The 13641-nt window shown below is 66.6% G+C and carries 12 protein-coding genes; 7 read left to right on the top strand and 5 right to left on the bottom strand.

What is annotated here, in order from left to right; translation table 11 throughout:
• The first annotated feature begins 256 nt into the window (after positions 1 to 256).
• From ACFFDA_RS06955 to ACFFDA_RS06945, 3 genes are all read left to right on the top strand, one after another.
• Positions 257 to 1258, top strand: a complete 1002-nt coding sequence (locus ACFFDA_RS06955; protein ID WP_404476611.1) for a zinc-binding alcohol dehydrogenase family protein — start codon at positions 257 to 259, stop codon at positions 1256 to 1258.
• Complete coding sequence (locus tag ACFFDA_RS06950) at positions 1255 to 2031, top strand: SDR family oxidoreductase (protein ID WP_404476609.1); 777 nt, start codon at positions 1255 to 1257, stop codon at positions 2029 to 2031. Before ACFFDA_RS06955 ends, ACFFDA_RS06950 begins: the two co-directional genes overlap by 4 nt.
• A gap of 97 nt (positions 2032 to 2128) precedes the next feature.
• Positions 2129 to 2635: a nuclear transport factor 2 family protein gene (locus ACFFDA_RS06945; protein WP_404476607.1), complete on the top strand. Its 507-nt coding sequence runs from the start codon at positions 2129 to 2131 to the stop codon at positions 2633 to 2635.
• A gap of 47 nt (positions 2636 to 2682) precedes the next feature.
• Here the strand turns inward: ACFFDA_RS06945 and ACFFDA_RS06940 are convergent, their stop codons facing one another.
• From ACFFDA_RS06940 to ACFFDA_RS06925, 4 genes are read right to left on the bottom strand one after another with little or no spacing between them, the layout of a single operon-like run.
• Positions 2683 to 3549 carry a MaoC/PaaZ C-terminal domain-containing protein gene (locus ACFFDA_RS06940; protein ID WP_404476605.1) on the bottom strand — a complete coding sequence of 289 codons (867 nt, stop codon included), beginning with the start codon at positions 3547 to 3549 and terminating at the stop codon, positions 2683 to 2685.
• The gene (locus ACFFDA_RS06935) at positions 3549 to 4706 is read right to left on the bottom strand and encodes an acyl-CoA dehydrogenase family protein (RefSeq protein ID WP_404476603.1); all 1158 of its coding nucleotides are present in this window, start codon (positions 4704 to 4706) and stop codon (positions 3549 to 3551) included. Before ACFFDA_RS06935 ends, ACFFDA_RS06940 begins: the two co-directional genes overlap by 1 nt.
• Positions 4703 to 6871 (bottom strand): 3-hydroxyacyl-CoA dehydrogenase NAD-binding domain-containing protein, encoded by a 2169-nt coding sequence (locus ACFFDA_RS06930; protein WP_404476600.1) that lies wholly within the window; start codon positions 6869 to 6871, stop codon positions 4703 to 4705. Before ACFFDA_RS06930 ends, ACFFDA_RS06935 begins: the two co-directional genes overlap by 4 nt.
• A gap of 31 nt (positions 6872 to 6902) precedes the next feature.
• Positions 6903 to 8105, bottom strand: coding sequence for an acetyl-CoA C-acetyltransferase (locus tag ACFFDA_RS06925; protein ID WP_404476598.1), 1203 nt, complete (start codon positions 8103 to 8105; stop codon positions 6903 to 6905).
• Between the two features lie 157 nt (positions 8106 to 8262).
• Between ACFFDA_RS06925 and ACFFDA_RS06920 the strand changes: the two genes are divergently transcribed.
• The gene (locus ACFFDA_RS06920; RefSeq protein ID WP_404476596.1) at positions 8263 to 9933 is read left to right on the top strand and encodes a class I adenylate-forming enzyme family protein; all 1671 of its coding nucleotides are present in this window, start codon (positions 8263 to 8265) and stop codon (positions 9931 to 9933) included.
• 43 nt (positions 9934 to 9976) lie between these two features.
• A complete protein-coding gene (locus tag ACFFDA_RS06915; protein WP_404476595.1) occupies positions 9977 to 10759 on the top strand; it encodes an SDR family NAD(P)-dependent oxidoreductase in 783 nt (260 codons plus the stop codon).
• Positions 10760 to 10910: 151 nt separating this feature from the next.
• Here ACFFDA_RS06915 and ACFFDA_RS06910 read toward each other — a convergent pair whose 3' ends face one another.
• Positions 10911 to 11618, bottom strand: a complete 708-nt coding sequence (locus tag ACFFDA_RS06910) for a GntR family transcriptional regulator (protein WP_404477274.1) — start codon at positions 11616 to 11618, stop codon at positions 10911 to 10913.
• Positions 11619 to 11746: 128 nt separating this feature from the next.
• On the opposite strand from ACFFDA_RS06910, the gene ACFFDA_RS06905 reads away from it, so the two are divergent.
• Positions 11747 to 12598, top strand: coding sequence for a fumarylacetoacetate hydrolase family protein (locus ACFFDA_RS06905; protein ID WP_404477273.1), 852 nt, complete (start codon positions 11747 to 11749; stop codon positions 12596 to 12598).
• A gap of 81 nt (positions 12599 to 12679) precedes the next feature.
• Entirely contained in the window at positions 12680 to 13639 is a 960-nt protein-coding gene (locus tag ACFFDA_RS06900) for a VOC family protein (RefSeq protein WP_404477271.1), read from the top strand.
• The last annotated feature ends 2 nt before the right edge of the window (positions 13640 to 13641 follow it).

Here is a 13641-nt window from a genome sequence, read left to right as displayed (position 1 = left end):
CACGGCGCGCTTCCGAACGATTACCCTGAAGCACCGCGATTTCCGCCAGCAGGGAAGTCCGAACCGCGCCGAGCAAGATCCACGCGCCTCCGCGCAGCGAAATCTTAAATGCAAGCTTCTTTCCCTATCGGCAGATAGGTCATCAACGGTGCGGGACATTGTCCACGCTCATTTACGGGGGAGCGCGCCGCGAATGTGCGAGACTCCCAGTCTGCCGGCAGGCGCTTGCTTGCATGCGAAGTAGGAAAGGTTGACCATGAAGGCTCTCTATCTCGACCGGGCGGGCGGCCCTGAGGCTGTTGTCGTTACGGATGTGGAGACGCCACTCCCCGGTCCGGGCGAGGTACGGGTCGCCGTGCGGGCAGCTTCGGTCAACCATCGAGAACTGTTCATTACTCACGGGCAATATCCGGGCATGACGCTGCCGGTGACTCTCGGCTGCGACGGTGCCGGCGTGGTCGACATGGTCGGCGAAGGCGTCTCGGGCGTCACCCAAGGCGATGAAGTGGTCTTGTACCCTGCACGCAACTGGGGACCCGACCGCCACGCGCCCGCTGACGACTTCGGCCTGCTGGGGATGCCCTTTGCCGGGACCATCGCGGAGTACATCTGTGTGCCTGCGGGCAATCTGGCCCCCAAGCCTGCCTTCATGAGCTTCGAGGAAGCGGGCGCGATGCCGCTTACCGCGCTGACCTCCTGGCGCGCCCTGATGTTCAAGGGGCGTCTCGAGGCCGGCGAGACCGTCCTCATCAGCGGCGTCGGCGGCGGCGTGGCGACCTTCGGCCTTGCTTTCGCGGTGGCCAAGGGTGCCAACGTCTACGTGACCGGCGAGAGCCAGGAAGTGATCGACCGCGCGGTCGCCATGGGTGCGAAGGGCGGCCTGCTCTATACCGATCCCGACTGGCGCAAGCAGGTCGGCAAGCTGACCGGCGGCATCGACGTCGTGCTCGACGGCGCACCCTCGCCCAGTTTCGCCAACTACGTACGCGCGATCAATCCGGGTGCGCGGATCGTCATCTATGGCTCGACTGCCGGGAACGAGATCAAGTTCAACGCCACCGACATCTTCCTCAAGAGCGCCAGCATCGTAGGTAGCCAGGTGGGCGATCCGCAGGACTTCAGGGACATGCTGGCCTTCGCAGACACGCACGCGATCAAGCCGGTGATCGAAGCGACGTATCCGCTGGCACAGGCCAGGGAAGCGCTTCTGCACCTGCGCGATGCGCACAAGTTCGGCAAAGTCGTGGTGACGATGTGAGCGACCTGTTCAGCCTTGCCGGCAAGAAGGCGCTCGTCACCGGGGGGGCGCAGGGCCTGGGCAGGATGATCGCGGAAGGTCTTCTCAGGGCCGGTGCCACGGTCGCCGTCACGTCGCGCAAGGCAGAGGTCTGCGAAGCGGCGGCAAGGGAGATGGATGGCCTTGGCACGTGCGTCGCCCTGCCCGCGGACCTGTCGACCCCGGAAGCGGCGGTGGACCTTGTGGCACGCTACCGGGAAGCCCTCGGGGAATGCCACATCCTCGTCAACAACGCCGGCAAGACCTGGGGTGGGTCGATCGATTCGTTTCCGGACAAGGCCTGGCCCGGGGTGATGGCGGTCAACGTCCAGACGCCCTTCACCATGATCCGCGAACTGCTGCCGCAATTGAGCGCAGCGGGTGCCCCGCTGGACCCGGCGCGCATCATCAACATCGGATCGGTCGCCGGCATGAAGACGGAACGGTTGAGCGCCTACAGCTATGCAGCCAGCAAGGCGGCGGTGCACATGATGAGCCGGGACCTGGCCGGCGACTTGGCCGAACGCAACATCACAGTCAACGCCGTGATCCCGGGCTTCTTCCCCACCAAGATGACCGCGCACATGCGCGAGGACGATCGGGTCGATCCCGCCCTTCTGGCGCATATCCCGATGAAGCGACTGGGCACGCCGGAGGACATCGCAGGCATCGTCGTCTTCCTGTGCTCGCGCGCGGGCGCTTACGTGACCGGAGCGCAGATTCCTGTCGATGGCGGCGTCGTCGGCTGCGGCTGACATGCCCCGCGCCGGCAACTTCGTCTTCGTCGGACGAGGCGCTACGTCTTTGGGACATCACCACGCAGATCGCCGCCACCAGGGGAGTGCGCCTACCATGACCATCGATCTCGAAGCGATCGCCGATCGCATCGCCATTGAGGAATGCGTCTATCGCTATGCCCATCTCGTCGATGCCATGCAGTTTCATCGTATCGCCGAGGACGTCTTCACGCTGGACGGCAGCATCGACTTCGGCGGCACGCGATCGATCGGGCGCGAGGCGATCCATGCGCAGTGCATGGCCTACCAGGGCGCGCTGCTGGGCTGCTCGCACAACGTCACCAATCTGGTCATCGAACTGGCTGGCGACGAGGCGCGTGCGGCAAGTCGTATCCTCGCATGGCACTGGTTTGCCATCCCTGATGCCGATCCGCTACGCCCCACAGATCTGCTCGCCATCGGCGGCTACGAGGATCGCCTGCGCCGCACGGCCGAAGGCTGGCGTATATACGAGCGGCGCGGCATCAACTTCGGGACGGGGGTCGGTGCCGGGCAAGTGCCCGAACCGATGCGGGCCATTTTCACCGGAATGCAGGGGCGGGTGCCTAGCTGGCCCGCATAGCGCCGCCCTTGCCTGCCGGCCTCGGACGCGAGACCGGCAGGCAAGGTTCACACCGTACCAAACGTCGCGACGCCGCAGTCGGCAATGACGATGCCCCGCTCCGGCACAGAGGCGCGGAACCGGGCCGAACCGTCGCCCTCGTCCCATATCTCGGTGCGGATGACATCGCCGGGAACGACCGGCGCGGTGAAGCGCTGGCGCATCGACCGCATATGGTCGGGGTTGCCGTCGGCACACTTGTGAAGCAGGGCCCGCCCGATCACGCCCATGGTGGAAAGGCCGTGCAGGATCGGTTCCTCGAAGCCGACGCTCCTGGCCAGCTCCCGGTCGGCATGAAGCGGGTTGCGATCGCCCGAAAGGCGATAGACCAGAGCCTGATTACGCGAAGTCGGCAGGTCGATGACGCAGTCTGCCCCCCGATCGGGCACGGCCGGCAAGGGATCGCCCGGAAGGTCGCGAACGCCTCCGAAGCCTCCCGCCCCGCGAAGCACCCAGACCCCGGTGGTCTCGGCTACGGGAAGTCCCGATAGGGTCGTCAGTTCGCGGCGGCTGCGGATCATGACCGGCTTGCCGGGGCCCTTGTCCGCGATGTCCAGGATCCGGGTCGAGCCGACGAGTTCGCCCGTCGCTTCGATCGGGCGATGGACGACCAGCGTTTCCTCCCCGTGGAGGATGTTCTTCCAATCGAGGCCCGCCTTGGGGTCCATCGCCCAGAATCCGGGCGTGCCCAGCACCAGGGCCATGGTCGGAAGCGCCTTCAAGTCCCGTTCGAACACGAAGTCCAGTTCGTCGACGGTGTCCGACAGGCCCGCTCCTACGCCCAGGGCATAGAGGATGGTGTCCCGCATGTCGTAGCTCTCGCGGTACTCCGGCAGCCGGTATGCCAGCAGCTTGTCGATATCCAGAACCGCCATCAGTTCAGCTTCCGTTCGTCGAGGCCCAGTCCGCGGCCGATGATCTCGCGCATGATCTCGCTGGTGCCGGCGAAGATGCGGCTGACGCGCGCGTCGGTGTACATCCGGCAGATGCGGTATTCCTGCATGTAGCCAGCGCCTCCGTGTAGCTGGACGCACTGGTCCATCACGCGGGCCTCGAGCTCGCTGGCGAGCAGTTTGGCGGACGAGGCGTCCTCCGCGGTCAGTTCACCTGCGTTCAGCAGCAGCACGCTTTGATCGACGTAGGTCTGCAGAGAATCGAGTTCGGCGCGCATCGTCGCCATCGCGAAGCGGGTGTTCTGGAAGGCTCCGATCGGCTTGCCGAACGCCCTGCGCTCCTTGACGTAGTCGAGCGTGAGATCGAACGCGGTCTGCGCCGTCGCCATGAACCCGATCGCGGCGACCAGGCGCTCCTGCGCCAGGAAGCGCGCGAGATACCGGAAGCCCTGGGTCGGATCGCCCAGCACGTTGGCCTTGGGCACCTTGACGTCGCTGAAGAACAGTTCGGCGGTATCCTGCGCCTGCATGCCCATCTTGTCGAGCTTGCGGCCGCGTTCGAACCCGTCCATCCCGCGTTCGACGACCAAGAGCCCCAGGCCATGGCGGCTTTCCGGATCGGTCCGCGCCGCTACGACCACCAGGTCGCCCAGGATGCCGTTGGAGATGTAGGTCTTCGCCCCGTTGAGCAGCCAGTGATCGCCCTTGTCGACCGCGCTCGTGCGCATGCCGGCAAGGTCGCTGCCGGTCGAAGGCTCGGTCATCGCGACGGCGAGAATCTTCTCGCCGCTGACGATGCCGGGCATCCAGCGGTCCTTCTGCTCGTCGGTGCCCAGCTTGGCGATATAGGGCGCGACGAGGTCGTTGTGCAGGTTGATGTAGAAGCCGATGTCACCGTGGCGCATGTTCTCCTCGATGATGATCTGCTCGAAGCGGAAATCGTCGATCCCCGCCCCGCCGTACTTCTCGTCCGCCCAGGTGCACAGCAGGCCTTGCGCGCCGGCCTTGAGGAACACATCGCGATCGACGATGCCCTGCTCGCGGAAGCGCTCGGCATGGGCGCCCACTTCGGCTTTCATGAACTTGACGACGCTGTCGCGGAACTGCTCGTGCTCCGGCTCGAAGGTAAGCCGCTTCATGCCGGGACCGTTTCCTTGATCGCGCTAGCCTGTGCCGGCGTATAGAACGCCTCGCCCCGCGCTGCCTTGTCGCGCAGCCACGCCGAGGGCAGGAAGCGCGGTCCGTAGAGCTGGGCCAGGCGATCGGATTCCTGGACGAAGGCGGCCAGGCCGACGGTGTCGATGTAGCTGATCGTGCCGCCGGTCCAGGCCGGGAAACCCCAGCCATAGATCGCGCCGAGGTCGGCATCCTGCGGGGTTTCGAGCACGTTCTCCTCGAGGCAGCGCGCCGTCTCCATCGCCTGGGCATAGAGGTAGCGCGTCTTCAGTTCCTCCACGTCCCAGCTGTCCTTGACGGGGAAATGCTCGCCCAGTCCCTTCCACAAGTGCTTCTTGCCGCCTTCGGGGTATTCATAGAAGGCGCCGCCGGTCTTGCGGCTCGACCGACCGATCTCGTCCTTCATCCGGCGCATCACGGCAACGCCGGCGGGCGGGGTGTAGGCATCGCCTTCCTCGGCGATCGCCTGGTCGACGATCTTGAGCGGCAGGTCGAGCGTCAGTTCGTCGAGCAGCGCCAGCGGGCCCACCGGCATGCCGACGGCCTTGGCGGCATTCTCGATCACGGCGGGCGGAACGCCTTCGCCCAGCATCGCGGCGCCCTCGTGGATCAGCGTCTGGAAGACGCGGCTGGTGTAGAAGCCGCGGCTGTCGTTGACGACGATCGGCGTCTTGCGCAACTGGGCGATGAAGTCGAGCCCCTTGGCCAGCGTCTCCTTGCTGGTCTGCTTGCCCATGATGACCTCGACCAGCCCCATACGGTCGACCGGCGAGAAGAAGTGCAGGCCGATGAACTGGTCCGGCCGCTGCGAGGCCTGGGCCAGCTGCGAGATCGGCAGCGTCGAGGTGTTCGACGCGTAGATGGCGCCCGTCGGCAGGACCGCTTCGGCCTTGCGGGTCGTCTCGGCCTTGATCGCGGTGTCCTCGAACACCGCCTCGACGACGAGATCGCAGCCTTCGAGCAGGGCGAAGTCGTCGGTCGGGGTGATGCGCGCAAGGACGGCATCGGCCTTGTCCTGCGCCAGCTTGCCCTTTTCGACCAGCTTGCCGAGCACCTTGGCGGAATAGGCCTTGCCCTTCTCGGCGGTGGCGACGTCGCGGTCGATCAGCACCACCTCGATCCCGGCATTGGCCGAGACGTGGGCGATGCCCGCCCCCATCATGCCTGCGCCCAGCACGCCCACCTTGCGCGCCTCGAACCTGGCGAAGCCCTCGGGACGGCGCGCGCCCTTCTCGGCCGCGAGCTTGGAGATGAAGGTGGTGCGGATGATGTTGCGCGAGACCGGATTGGTCAGCAGCTTGGCGAAGTACTTGCCTTCGACCGTCAGCGCCTTGTCGAACGGCATCTGCAGCCCGTGGAACAGCGCGTTGAGGATCGCCAGCGGCGCCGGCTGGTTGTAGCCCGACTTGGCGAGGCCGCCTGCCGCCATCATGTAGGCGGCGGAATCCTCAGGGACGGTCAGGCCCTTCTTCTGCGGCGGCACCCAGCCCTTGACGTCCCACGGCTTCACCGCGTCGGGTCCGGTGGCGAGCCATGCCCGGGCGGCATCGACCAGGCGATCGGCGGGAACCACCTCGTCGACGATCCCCAGCTTGAGCGCCTCGGCCGGACCGACCGAGCGGCCCGACAGCAGCAGGTCGAGCGCGGTCTTCATGCCGGCGATGATGCCCAGGCGCACGACGCCGCCCGAGCCGGGAAGCAGACCCACGTTGACTTCGGGCAGGCCGACCTGCGCCTTGGGGTCGTCGACCAGCACGCGACGATGGCACGCCAGCGCCAGCTCGAAGCCGCCGCCCAGCGCCAGGCCGTTGATCGCCGCCACCCAGGGCTTGCCCGAATGCTCGATCGCGCGGTGCATGTCGGTCGCCCGCTTCGAGAAGGCATAGGCATCGTCGACCGAGAGCGTCTCGAAGCCGTTGACCAGTTGCTTGAGGTCGGCGCCGGCCATGAAGGTCTTCTTGGCGGACGTGACGACGACGCCCTTGATCGCATCGTCCCCGGCGATCCGCGCGGTCGCCTCCTCCATGTCGGCGATGAAGGCGTCGTTGACGACGTTCATCGGTGCATCGGCATCGAGGGTCAGGATCGCAATGCCGTCGCCGGCCACGTCCAGTCGCATAGTTTCCATGGGTGTTCCCGATCTGCTTGTCGTTTGGCGCTCAGACGCGCTCGATGATGGCGGCGGTGCCGAGGCCGTTGGCGGCGCACAGCGTGATGAGGCCGGTGTTGAGATCGCGCCGTTCCAGTTCGTCGAGCACGGTTCCCAGGATCATCGCCCCGGTCGCGCCCAGCGGATGGCCCATCGCGATCGCGCCGCCGTTGACGTTGATCCGGTCGTCGGGAACGTCCATGTCGCGCTGGTAGCGCAGGACGACGCTGGCGAAGGCCTCGTTCAGTTCCCACAGGTCGATGTCGTTCGCGGTCATGCCGCCGGCCTTGAGCGCCTTGCGCGAGACGGCGGCGGGCGCGGTGAGCATGATCGTCGGCTCCGAGCCGATGTTGGCGTAGGAGCGGATGCGCCCGCGCGGCTTGAGCCCCGCCTTCTCGCCGAACTCGAGCGAGCCGACCAGCACCAGGCCCGAGCCGTCGACGATGCCCGAGCTGTTGCCGCCGTGGTGGACGTAGGCGATGTCCTCGATCTCGGGATACCGGGCCTTGGCGACCGCATCGAACCCGGCCTTGCCGAAGCCTTCGAAGGCAGGCTTGAGCTTGGCGAGGCTTTCCAGCGTCGTGGTCGGGCGCATGTGCTCGTCATGGTCGAGCAGGACGTTGCCCAGGATGTCCTTCACCGGCACGACCGACTTCTTGAAGTAGCCGTTCTGCCAGGCGTTGGCGGCCTTGCGCTGGCTTTCCACCGCGAAGGCGTCGACGTCCTGGCGGGTATAGCCGTCGAGCGTGGCGATGATGTCGGCGCCGATGCCCTGGGGGGCGTAGTAGTTGCCGTAGGCGACCGCCGGATCGGACGTCCAGGCGCCCGAATCATAGCCCATGACGGTGCGGCTCATCGATTCCACGCCGCCGCCGATGCCGGCCTGGATCATGCCCGAATGGACCTGCGCCGCGATCAGGCTGACCGCGTCGAGCCCGGTCGCGCAGAAGCGGTGGATCTGCTGGCCGGCGACGGTCTGCGCATAGCCTGCCTGCAGCACCGCCGCGCGCGCCAGCACGCCGCCCTGCTCGCCCACCGGCTGGGCCATGCCGATGATCACGTCGTCGAGCAGGCCGGTATCGAGGTCGTTGCGCTCCTGCAGCGCCTTGAGCAGCTGCGTCGCCATTTCGACCGAAGTGACCTCGTGCAGCGCGCCATCCGGCCGGCCTTTGCCGCGCGGGGTGCGCACATGATCGTAGACATAGGCTTCCATCGTAAATTCCCGACAAGTGATCCGCGAAATATCGTGATCCAGCTCTTGGATCGCCAAGGCCCGTCCGCACCTATCCGACGAAAGGCGCACCGCTGCCGCCCTGCTGCAATCTCCCCCTCACTTCATGGACACACGAGCATTTGCGGAGCGGACATCGGTGGGCACTACGGGCGAGGATTACGCCGCGATTCGGATATCGGGGACGACGCTGGGCGACCTTCTGCTCAAGGCGTGGGACCTGGGCGGCGACAAGGAGGCCCTGGTCTTCCCGGGCGAGCGCAAGACCTACGACGACGTCGTCGCCAGCGTGCTGCGCCGGGCGCGGGGTCTCAAGGCGCTGGGCGTCGGGCGCGGCGATCACGTCGGCATCCTCCTGCCCTCGAGCATCGAATTCGTCGAGACGCTGTTCGCCAATGCCATGTTGGGTGCCGTCTCGGTCCTGATGAACGCACGCTACAAGGCGCCCGAGGTCACTTACGTCACCCAAAATGCCGACCTGACGACGATCGTGACCAACGACCTGGTGAGCGAACACCTGGATTTCTGCGGGCGGCTCGTCGAAGCGCTGCCCGGCCTGAGCACCGCGACCGCCCCCAACGACCTCTCGCTTTCCCAAGCGCCGCGCCTCAGGCGGGTGGTGATGCTGGGTGGGCGCAGCCTGCCGGGCTTCGTCGACCAGGCGATGTTCGATGCCGGCGTCGAGACCGTGAGCGAGGCTGAAATCCACGCCGCCCGGCTGACCGTGCGCATCCGCGACACCGCGATGATCCTCTACACGTCCGGCACGTCGGCCAATCCCAAGGGCTGCCTGCTCAGCCACGAGGCCGTCACGCGCGAGGCCGGGAACCTCGCCCGCTATCGGTGGGAGTTCCGCAACGACGAGCGCGCCTGGTCGCCGCTGCCGCTGTTCCACATCGCCGCGATGCTGTGCATGCTGGGGGCGATGGACGTGGGCGGCACGTTCATCGGCCAGCCCCACTTCGATGCCGGCGAAAGCCTCAGGCAGATCGGTGAGGAGCAGGTGACGATGATGTTCCTGCCCTTCGTCACCTTCCACCAGGCGATGATCGCGCATCCCGACTGGGCAAGCGCCGACTTGTCGTCGGTTCGCCTGCAGAACAGCTGTTTCGCCTTCATGCCCGACCGCGTCGGCCAGGCCTATCGCGACAAGGCCCCGGGCATGCTCCAGGTCGGCACCATGGGCATGACCGAGGCGACCGGCATCGTCACCACCGGCGGCTATGCGATGGACCCCGAGATGGGCCTGAAAAAGCTGGGCTATCCGCTGGCCGGGATCGAGATGAAGATCGTCGATCCCGAAACCGGCGCGGAAAAGGGCGTCGACGAGCGCGGCGAGATCCTCATCCGCGGCTACAACCTGTTCGACGGCTACTACAAGGACCCGGAGAAGACCGCAGAGGCCTTCGACGCCGACGGCTGGTATCACAGCGCCGACATCGGCTCGATCGACGCGCACGGCCACGTCATGTTCCACGGCCGGTTCAAGGACATGCTCAAGGTGGGCGGCGAGAACGTCGCCGCCGCCGAAGTGGAAGCGGTGCTCGCCACCCACCCCGCCGTGCGCCTCGCGCAAGTCGTGGGACTGCCCGACGAACGCCTCGCGGAAATCCCCGCCGCCTACGTCGAGCGCGACGGCGACGTGGCAGTCGATCCCGACGAACTGATCGCCTATGCCAAGGCGCGCCTCGCATCGTTCAAGGTCCCCCGGCACATCCGGTTCATCGACGAATGGCCGATGTCGGCGTCCAAGATCCAGAAGTTCAAGCTGCGCGCCGCGCTGATGGACGAACTGGGCCTGGCCGACTGACGCGATGACCGCGCAAGGCACGGAAAAGACAAGGGAGGATACGATGCGTGTAATCATCACCGGCGCGGCAAGCGGCATAGGCCGCGCCTGCGCCGAATTGCTGGCGGCGGGCATTGTCATCCCGGGCGATCACCGGATGCTGCTCGCCGACCGCGACGCGGCCAATCTAGCCAAGGTGGTCGAGGCCATCGGCCCGGCGGCGGCGGCCTGCGTGGTCGACTTGTCCGAAGCGGACTGCGGCGAGCGGATCGTCGCCGCCGCGCTCGATCACATGGGCGGCGTCGACGCGGTCGTCAGCAACGCCGGGATCATCATGGGCGGAGCCCTGGTGGATCAGCCGGCGGCGGACTTCGATCGCATCTTCGCGGTCAACACGCGCTCGTCCTGGCTGCTGGCCAAAGCCGCGCATCCTCACCTCAAGGCCAGCAAGGGCGCCTTCGTGGCAACCGCCTCGATGTCGGGGACGCAGGCGACGCCGGGGCTGGGTTTCTATTCGTGCAGCAAGGCGGCGCTGCTGATGCTGGTGCGCCAGCTCTGCGTCGAGTGGGGCCCCGACGGCATCCGCTGCAACACCGTCTCGCCCGGCCCCACCTACACGCCGATGACCGCCGCCGGATACGAGGATCGATCGCGCCGCGACCAGCGCGAGGCGAACATCGCACTGCGCAAGCTGGGCCTCGCCGAGGACGTCGCCAATGCGATCCTGTTCCTGATCGGCCCCCATTCGGGCCACATCAGCGGGATCGACGTGCTGGTCGATGGCGGCATGAGCAACATGCTGATGCCCGCCAGCGGCGGCGGCACCGGCCAGCAGCGACAGAGCTGAAATGCCTCCACAGCCTGCTTCAAAATTCCGGTTCCGGCCCACACCCCCACCCGGCCTCCCATCCAGGATACACTGCTGTGGGAGGCCGGGTGGGGGTGTGGGCCGGAACCGGACTCGAAAGTCGTCCCACGGCGACTTTCGAAGCAGGATCTCAGGCCGCCTTGTCGCCGAGCAGGCGCACCCCCCCATGGGCCAGGGCCGGGTCCTCCCGGTCGATGAGGACGCGCGCGGTGGCCGACAGGTGCTCGCCCAGCAGGGCGACGGCGCGGTCCGCCTCGCGCGCCAGCACGGCACCGACGATGTCGGCATGCTCGTGGACCAGATCGCGCTCGGCGTTCGAGAGCGGCACGGTGAGATAGCGGTAGCGTTCGGACTGGGAATAGAGCCAGTCGCGCATTTTGAGCAGCCAAGGGCTGTCGCAGGCCGCCACCAGGGCATGGTGGAAGGCGGCGTGGGCCTCGGCGTAATCCTCGTTGAGACGGGCCGGATCGGCGGGATCGCGCGTCGGCGTCTTGCTCAGCCGGTGGGCGGCGCGCACGATCTCGGATTCCCAGTCGAGCCCGCCACAGGCGATCGCGCGGCGCAGGCATTGGCCTTCGATGTCGCTGCGCACCGTCACGAGGTCGGCAAGGTCGGCGATGGAGATCGGCGTCGCGCGAAAGCCGCGCGCATCGTCCTGGGTGACGAAGCCTTCCGAGGTCAACCGCGACAAGGCTTCGCGCACGGCGCCCAGGCTGAAGCCCTGCGATTCGGCTATGTCCTTGATGTTGATACGTTCGCCCGGGACGAGACGGCATGTCAGCAACTCGTCCCGCAACTGGCGGTAGGCCCGTTCGGTCAGGCTGATCTTTCTGCTCATCCCCGCAGGCATAGCATTTCCAGCGCCATGCGCAACCGCTGCAGTCTATTTCAATGTTCGGAATATATTTAATGTTGACCGAGACGCCCGGGCGCAGCACGGTGCCGGCGCTTCAGGAGAATTGAATCATGCGATTGGCGAGAATTTCGAAAGACGGACGCACCGGCCTGGCCGTGGACACCGCCGAGGGCATCAAGGTGGTGCTGGGCGACGCGTCGCTCAACGACCTCGACGCCCTCGTCGCGCAGGGCGGCGACGCGCTGGTGCAGGCAGGATCGAAGGTCGTGGCCGAAGGCGTCCTGGTGGACGAGGCGGAGCTGACGTTCCTCTCGCCGCTGGTCAAGGCGCCCAAGATCATCTGCCTCGGCCTCAACTACAAGGACCACGCGGCCGAAGGCGGCTTCCAGGTGCCGGAATTCCCGACCGTGTTCGGGCGCTTCAATTCCAGCCTGATCGGCCATGGCGCGCCGATCATCAAGCCCACCACCTCCGAACAGCTCGACTACGAAGGCGAGATGGTCGCGGTCGTGGGCAAGGCCGGCAAGGACATCGCCAAGGAAGACGCGCTTTCCCACATCGTCGCCTATTCGGTGTTCAACGACGGCTCGGTGCGCGACTACCAGCTCAAGACCCCGCAGTGGACGGTGGGCAAGAACTTCGACGATACCGGCGCCTTCGGCCCCTGGCTCGTCACCGCCGACGAACTGCCCGCGGGCGGCGCCGGCCTCAAGATCGAGACGCGCCTCAACGGCCAGGTGGTGCAGAGCGCCAATACCTCCGACATGGTGTTCGACGTGGTCGATACCGTGGCGCTGCTGTCCACCTGCTTCACGCTCGAAGCCGGGGACGTGCTGGTGATGGGCACGCCATCGGGCATCGGCCTTGCCCGCACGCCGCCGCTGTTCATGAAGGACGGGGACGTGTGCGAAGTGGAGATCGAGAAGATCGGCTTGCTGGTCAACCCGATCAAGGCGGCCTGATACGCCGCGAATTGTTCGGCGGGCGACGGAACGGCGTCGCCCGCATGGCCTGCGTGGCCTGCATGGAATCTGGAGGACGGGATGAGTGAACTGAACAAGAGCGGGCGCCGCGCGGGCGCGCTGGGGGTCCATTCGATCGACCATTTCGCCATCGAGGTCCCCGATCTCGAAGCGGCCCGCGCGTTCTACACGCTGTTCGGCCTCGACGTGCGCGACAACGGCGGCGCGCTCGAACTCTACACCCGCGACAATCCCCACCGCTGGGCGGTGGTGACTCAAGGCGCCGCCGGCAAGCGGCTGCGCTACCTCAGCTTCGGCGTCTACGAGGACGAGATCGACGCTTTCCGGGCGCGTCTCGACGGCTGCGGCGTCACTTACATCGATGCGCCCGCCGGCGCCGATTCCAATGGCATCTGGTTCGCCGGCTACGACGGCCTGCCGGTGAACGTGCGGGTCGCCGAGAAGGCGACCCCGCACGAAAAGAGCCGCTTCACCTTCGTCAGCGCCGAGCCCGGCAAGTCGGGCGCGATCCTCAACAGCCAAGCCCCCGCCGTCCATCCGCGCCGGCTTTCGCATTTCGCGATCTTCACCACCGACGTGAACGCCGCGATCGACTATTACGAACGCACGCTGGGCCTGCGCCTGTCCGACAAGAGCGAGCCCGCCGTCGCATTCCTCCACGGCGCCCACGGCAGCGACCACCACCTGCTGGCGCTGGTCCTGTCCGACCGGCGCGGCATGCACCACAACAGCTGGGACGTCGGCTCGGTGCAGGAAGTGGGCCTGGGCGGCGCGACGATGGCACGCGCCGGCTACGGTCCCAACTGGGGCGTAGGCCAGCACGTGCTGGGCGCCAATTACTTCTTCTACGTGCGCGATCCCTGGGGCAGTTTCAGCGAGTATTCCGCCGACATCGACTTCATCCCGCACGACGTCGACTGGCCGGCGGCCAACCACGCGCCCGAGGACAGCATGTTCCTGTGGGGGCCAGACCCCTTCCCCGAATTCATCCAAAACACCGAAGAACCTGCGGAGGCCTGAAC

The organism is Novosphingobium sp. BL-52-GroH (assembly GCF_044813085.1).
GTDB lineage: Bacteria > Pseudomonadota > Alphaproteobacteria > Sphingomonadales > Sphingomonadaceae > Novosphingobium.
This window is presented reverse-complemented; position numbering and strand designations above follow the sequence as displayed.

What these genes read in the sequence shown, in the direction of transcription:
- ACFFDA_RS06945 (WP_404476607.1), top strand. Translation starts at nt 2,129, where the DNA reads ATGACCATCGATCTCGAAGCGATCGCCGATCGCATCGCCATTGAGGAA.
- ACFFDA_RS06930 (WP_404476600.1), bottom strand. Translation starts at nt 6,871, where the DNA reads ATGGAAACTATGCGACTGGACGTGGCCGGCGACGGCATTGCGATCCTG.
- ACFFDA_RS06900 (WP_404477271.1), top strand. Translation starts at nt 12,680, where the DNA reads ATGAGTGAACTGAACAAGAGCGGGCGCCGCGCGGGCGCGCTGGGGGTC.
- ACFFDA_RS06940 (WP_404476605.1), bottom strand. Translation starts at nt 3,549, where the DNA reads ATGGCGGTTCTGGATATCGACAAGCTGCTGGCATACCGGCTGCCGGAG.
- ACFFDA_RS06915 (WP_404476595.1), top strand. Translation starts at nt 9,977, where the DNA reads ATGCGTGTAATCATCACCGGCGCGGCAAGCGGCATAGGCCGCGCCTGC.
- ACFFDA_RS06905 (WP_404477273.1), top strand. Translation starts at nt 11,747, where the DNA reads ATGCGATTGGCGAGAATTTCGAAAGACGGACGCACCGGCCTGGCCGTG.
- ACFFDA_RS06925 (WP_404476598.1), bottom strand. Translation starts at nt 8,105, where the DNA reads ATGGAAGCCTATGTCTACGATCATGTGCGCACCCCGCGCGGCAAAGGC.
- ACFFDA_RS06935 (WP_404476603.1), bottom strand. Translation starts at nt 4,706, where the DNA reads ATGAAGCGGCTTACCTTCGAGCCGGAGCACGAGCAGTTCCGCGACAGC.
- ACFFDA_RS06955 (WP_404476611.1), top strand. Translation starts at nt 257, where the DNA reads ATGAAGGCTCTCTATCTCGACCGGGCGGGCGGCCCTGAGGCTGTTGTC.
- ACFFDA_RS06910 (WP_404477274.1), bottom strand. Translation starts at nt 11,618, where the DNA reads ATGAGCAGAAAGATCAGCCTGACCGAACGGGCCTACCGCCAGTTGCGG.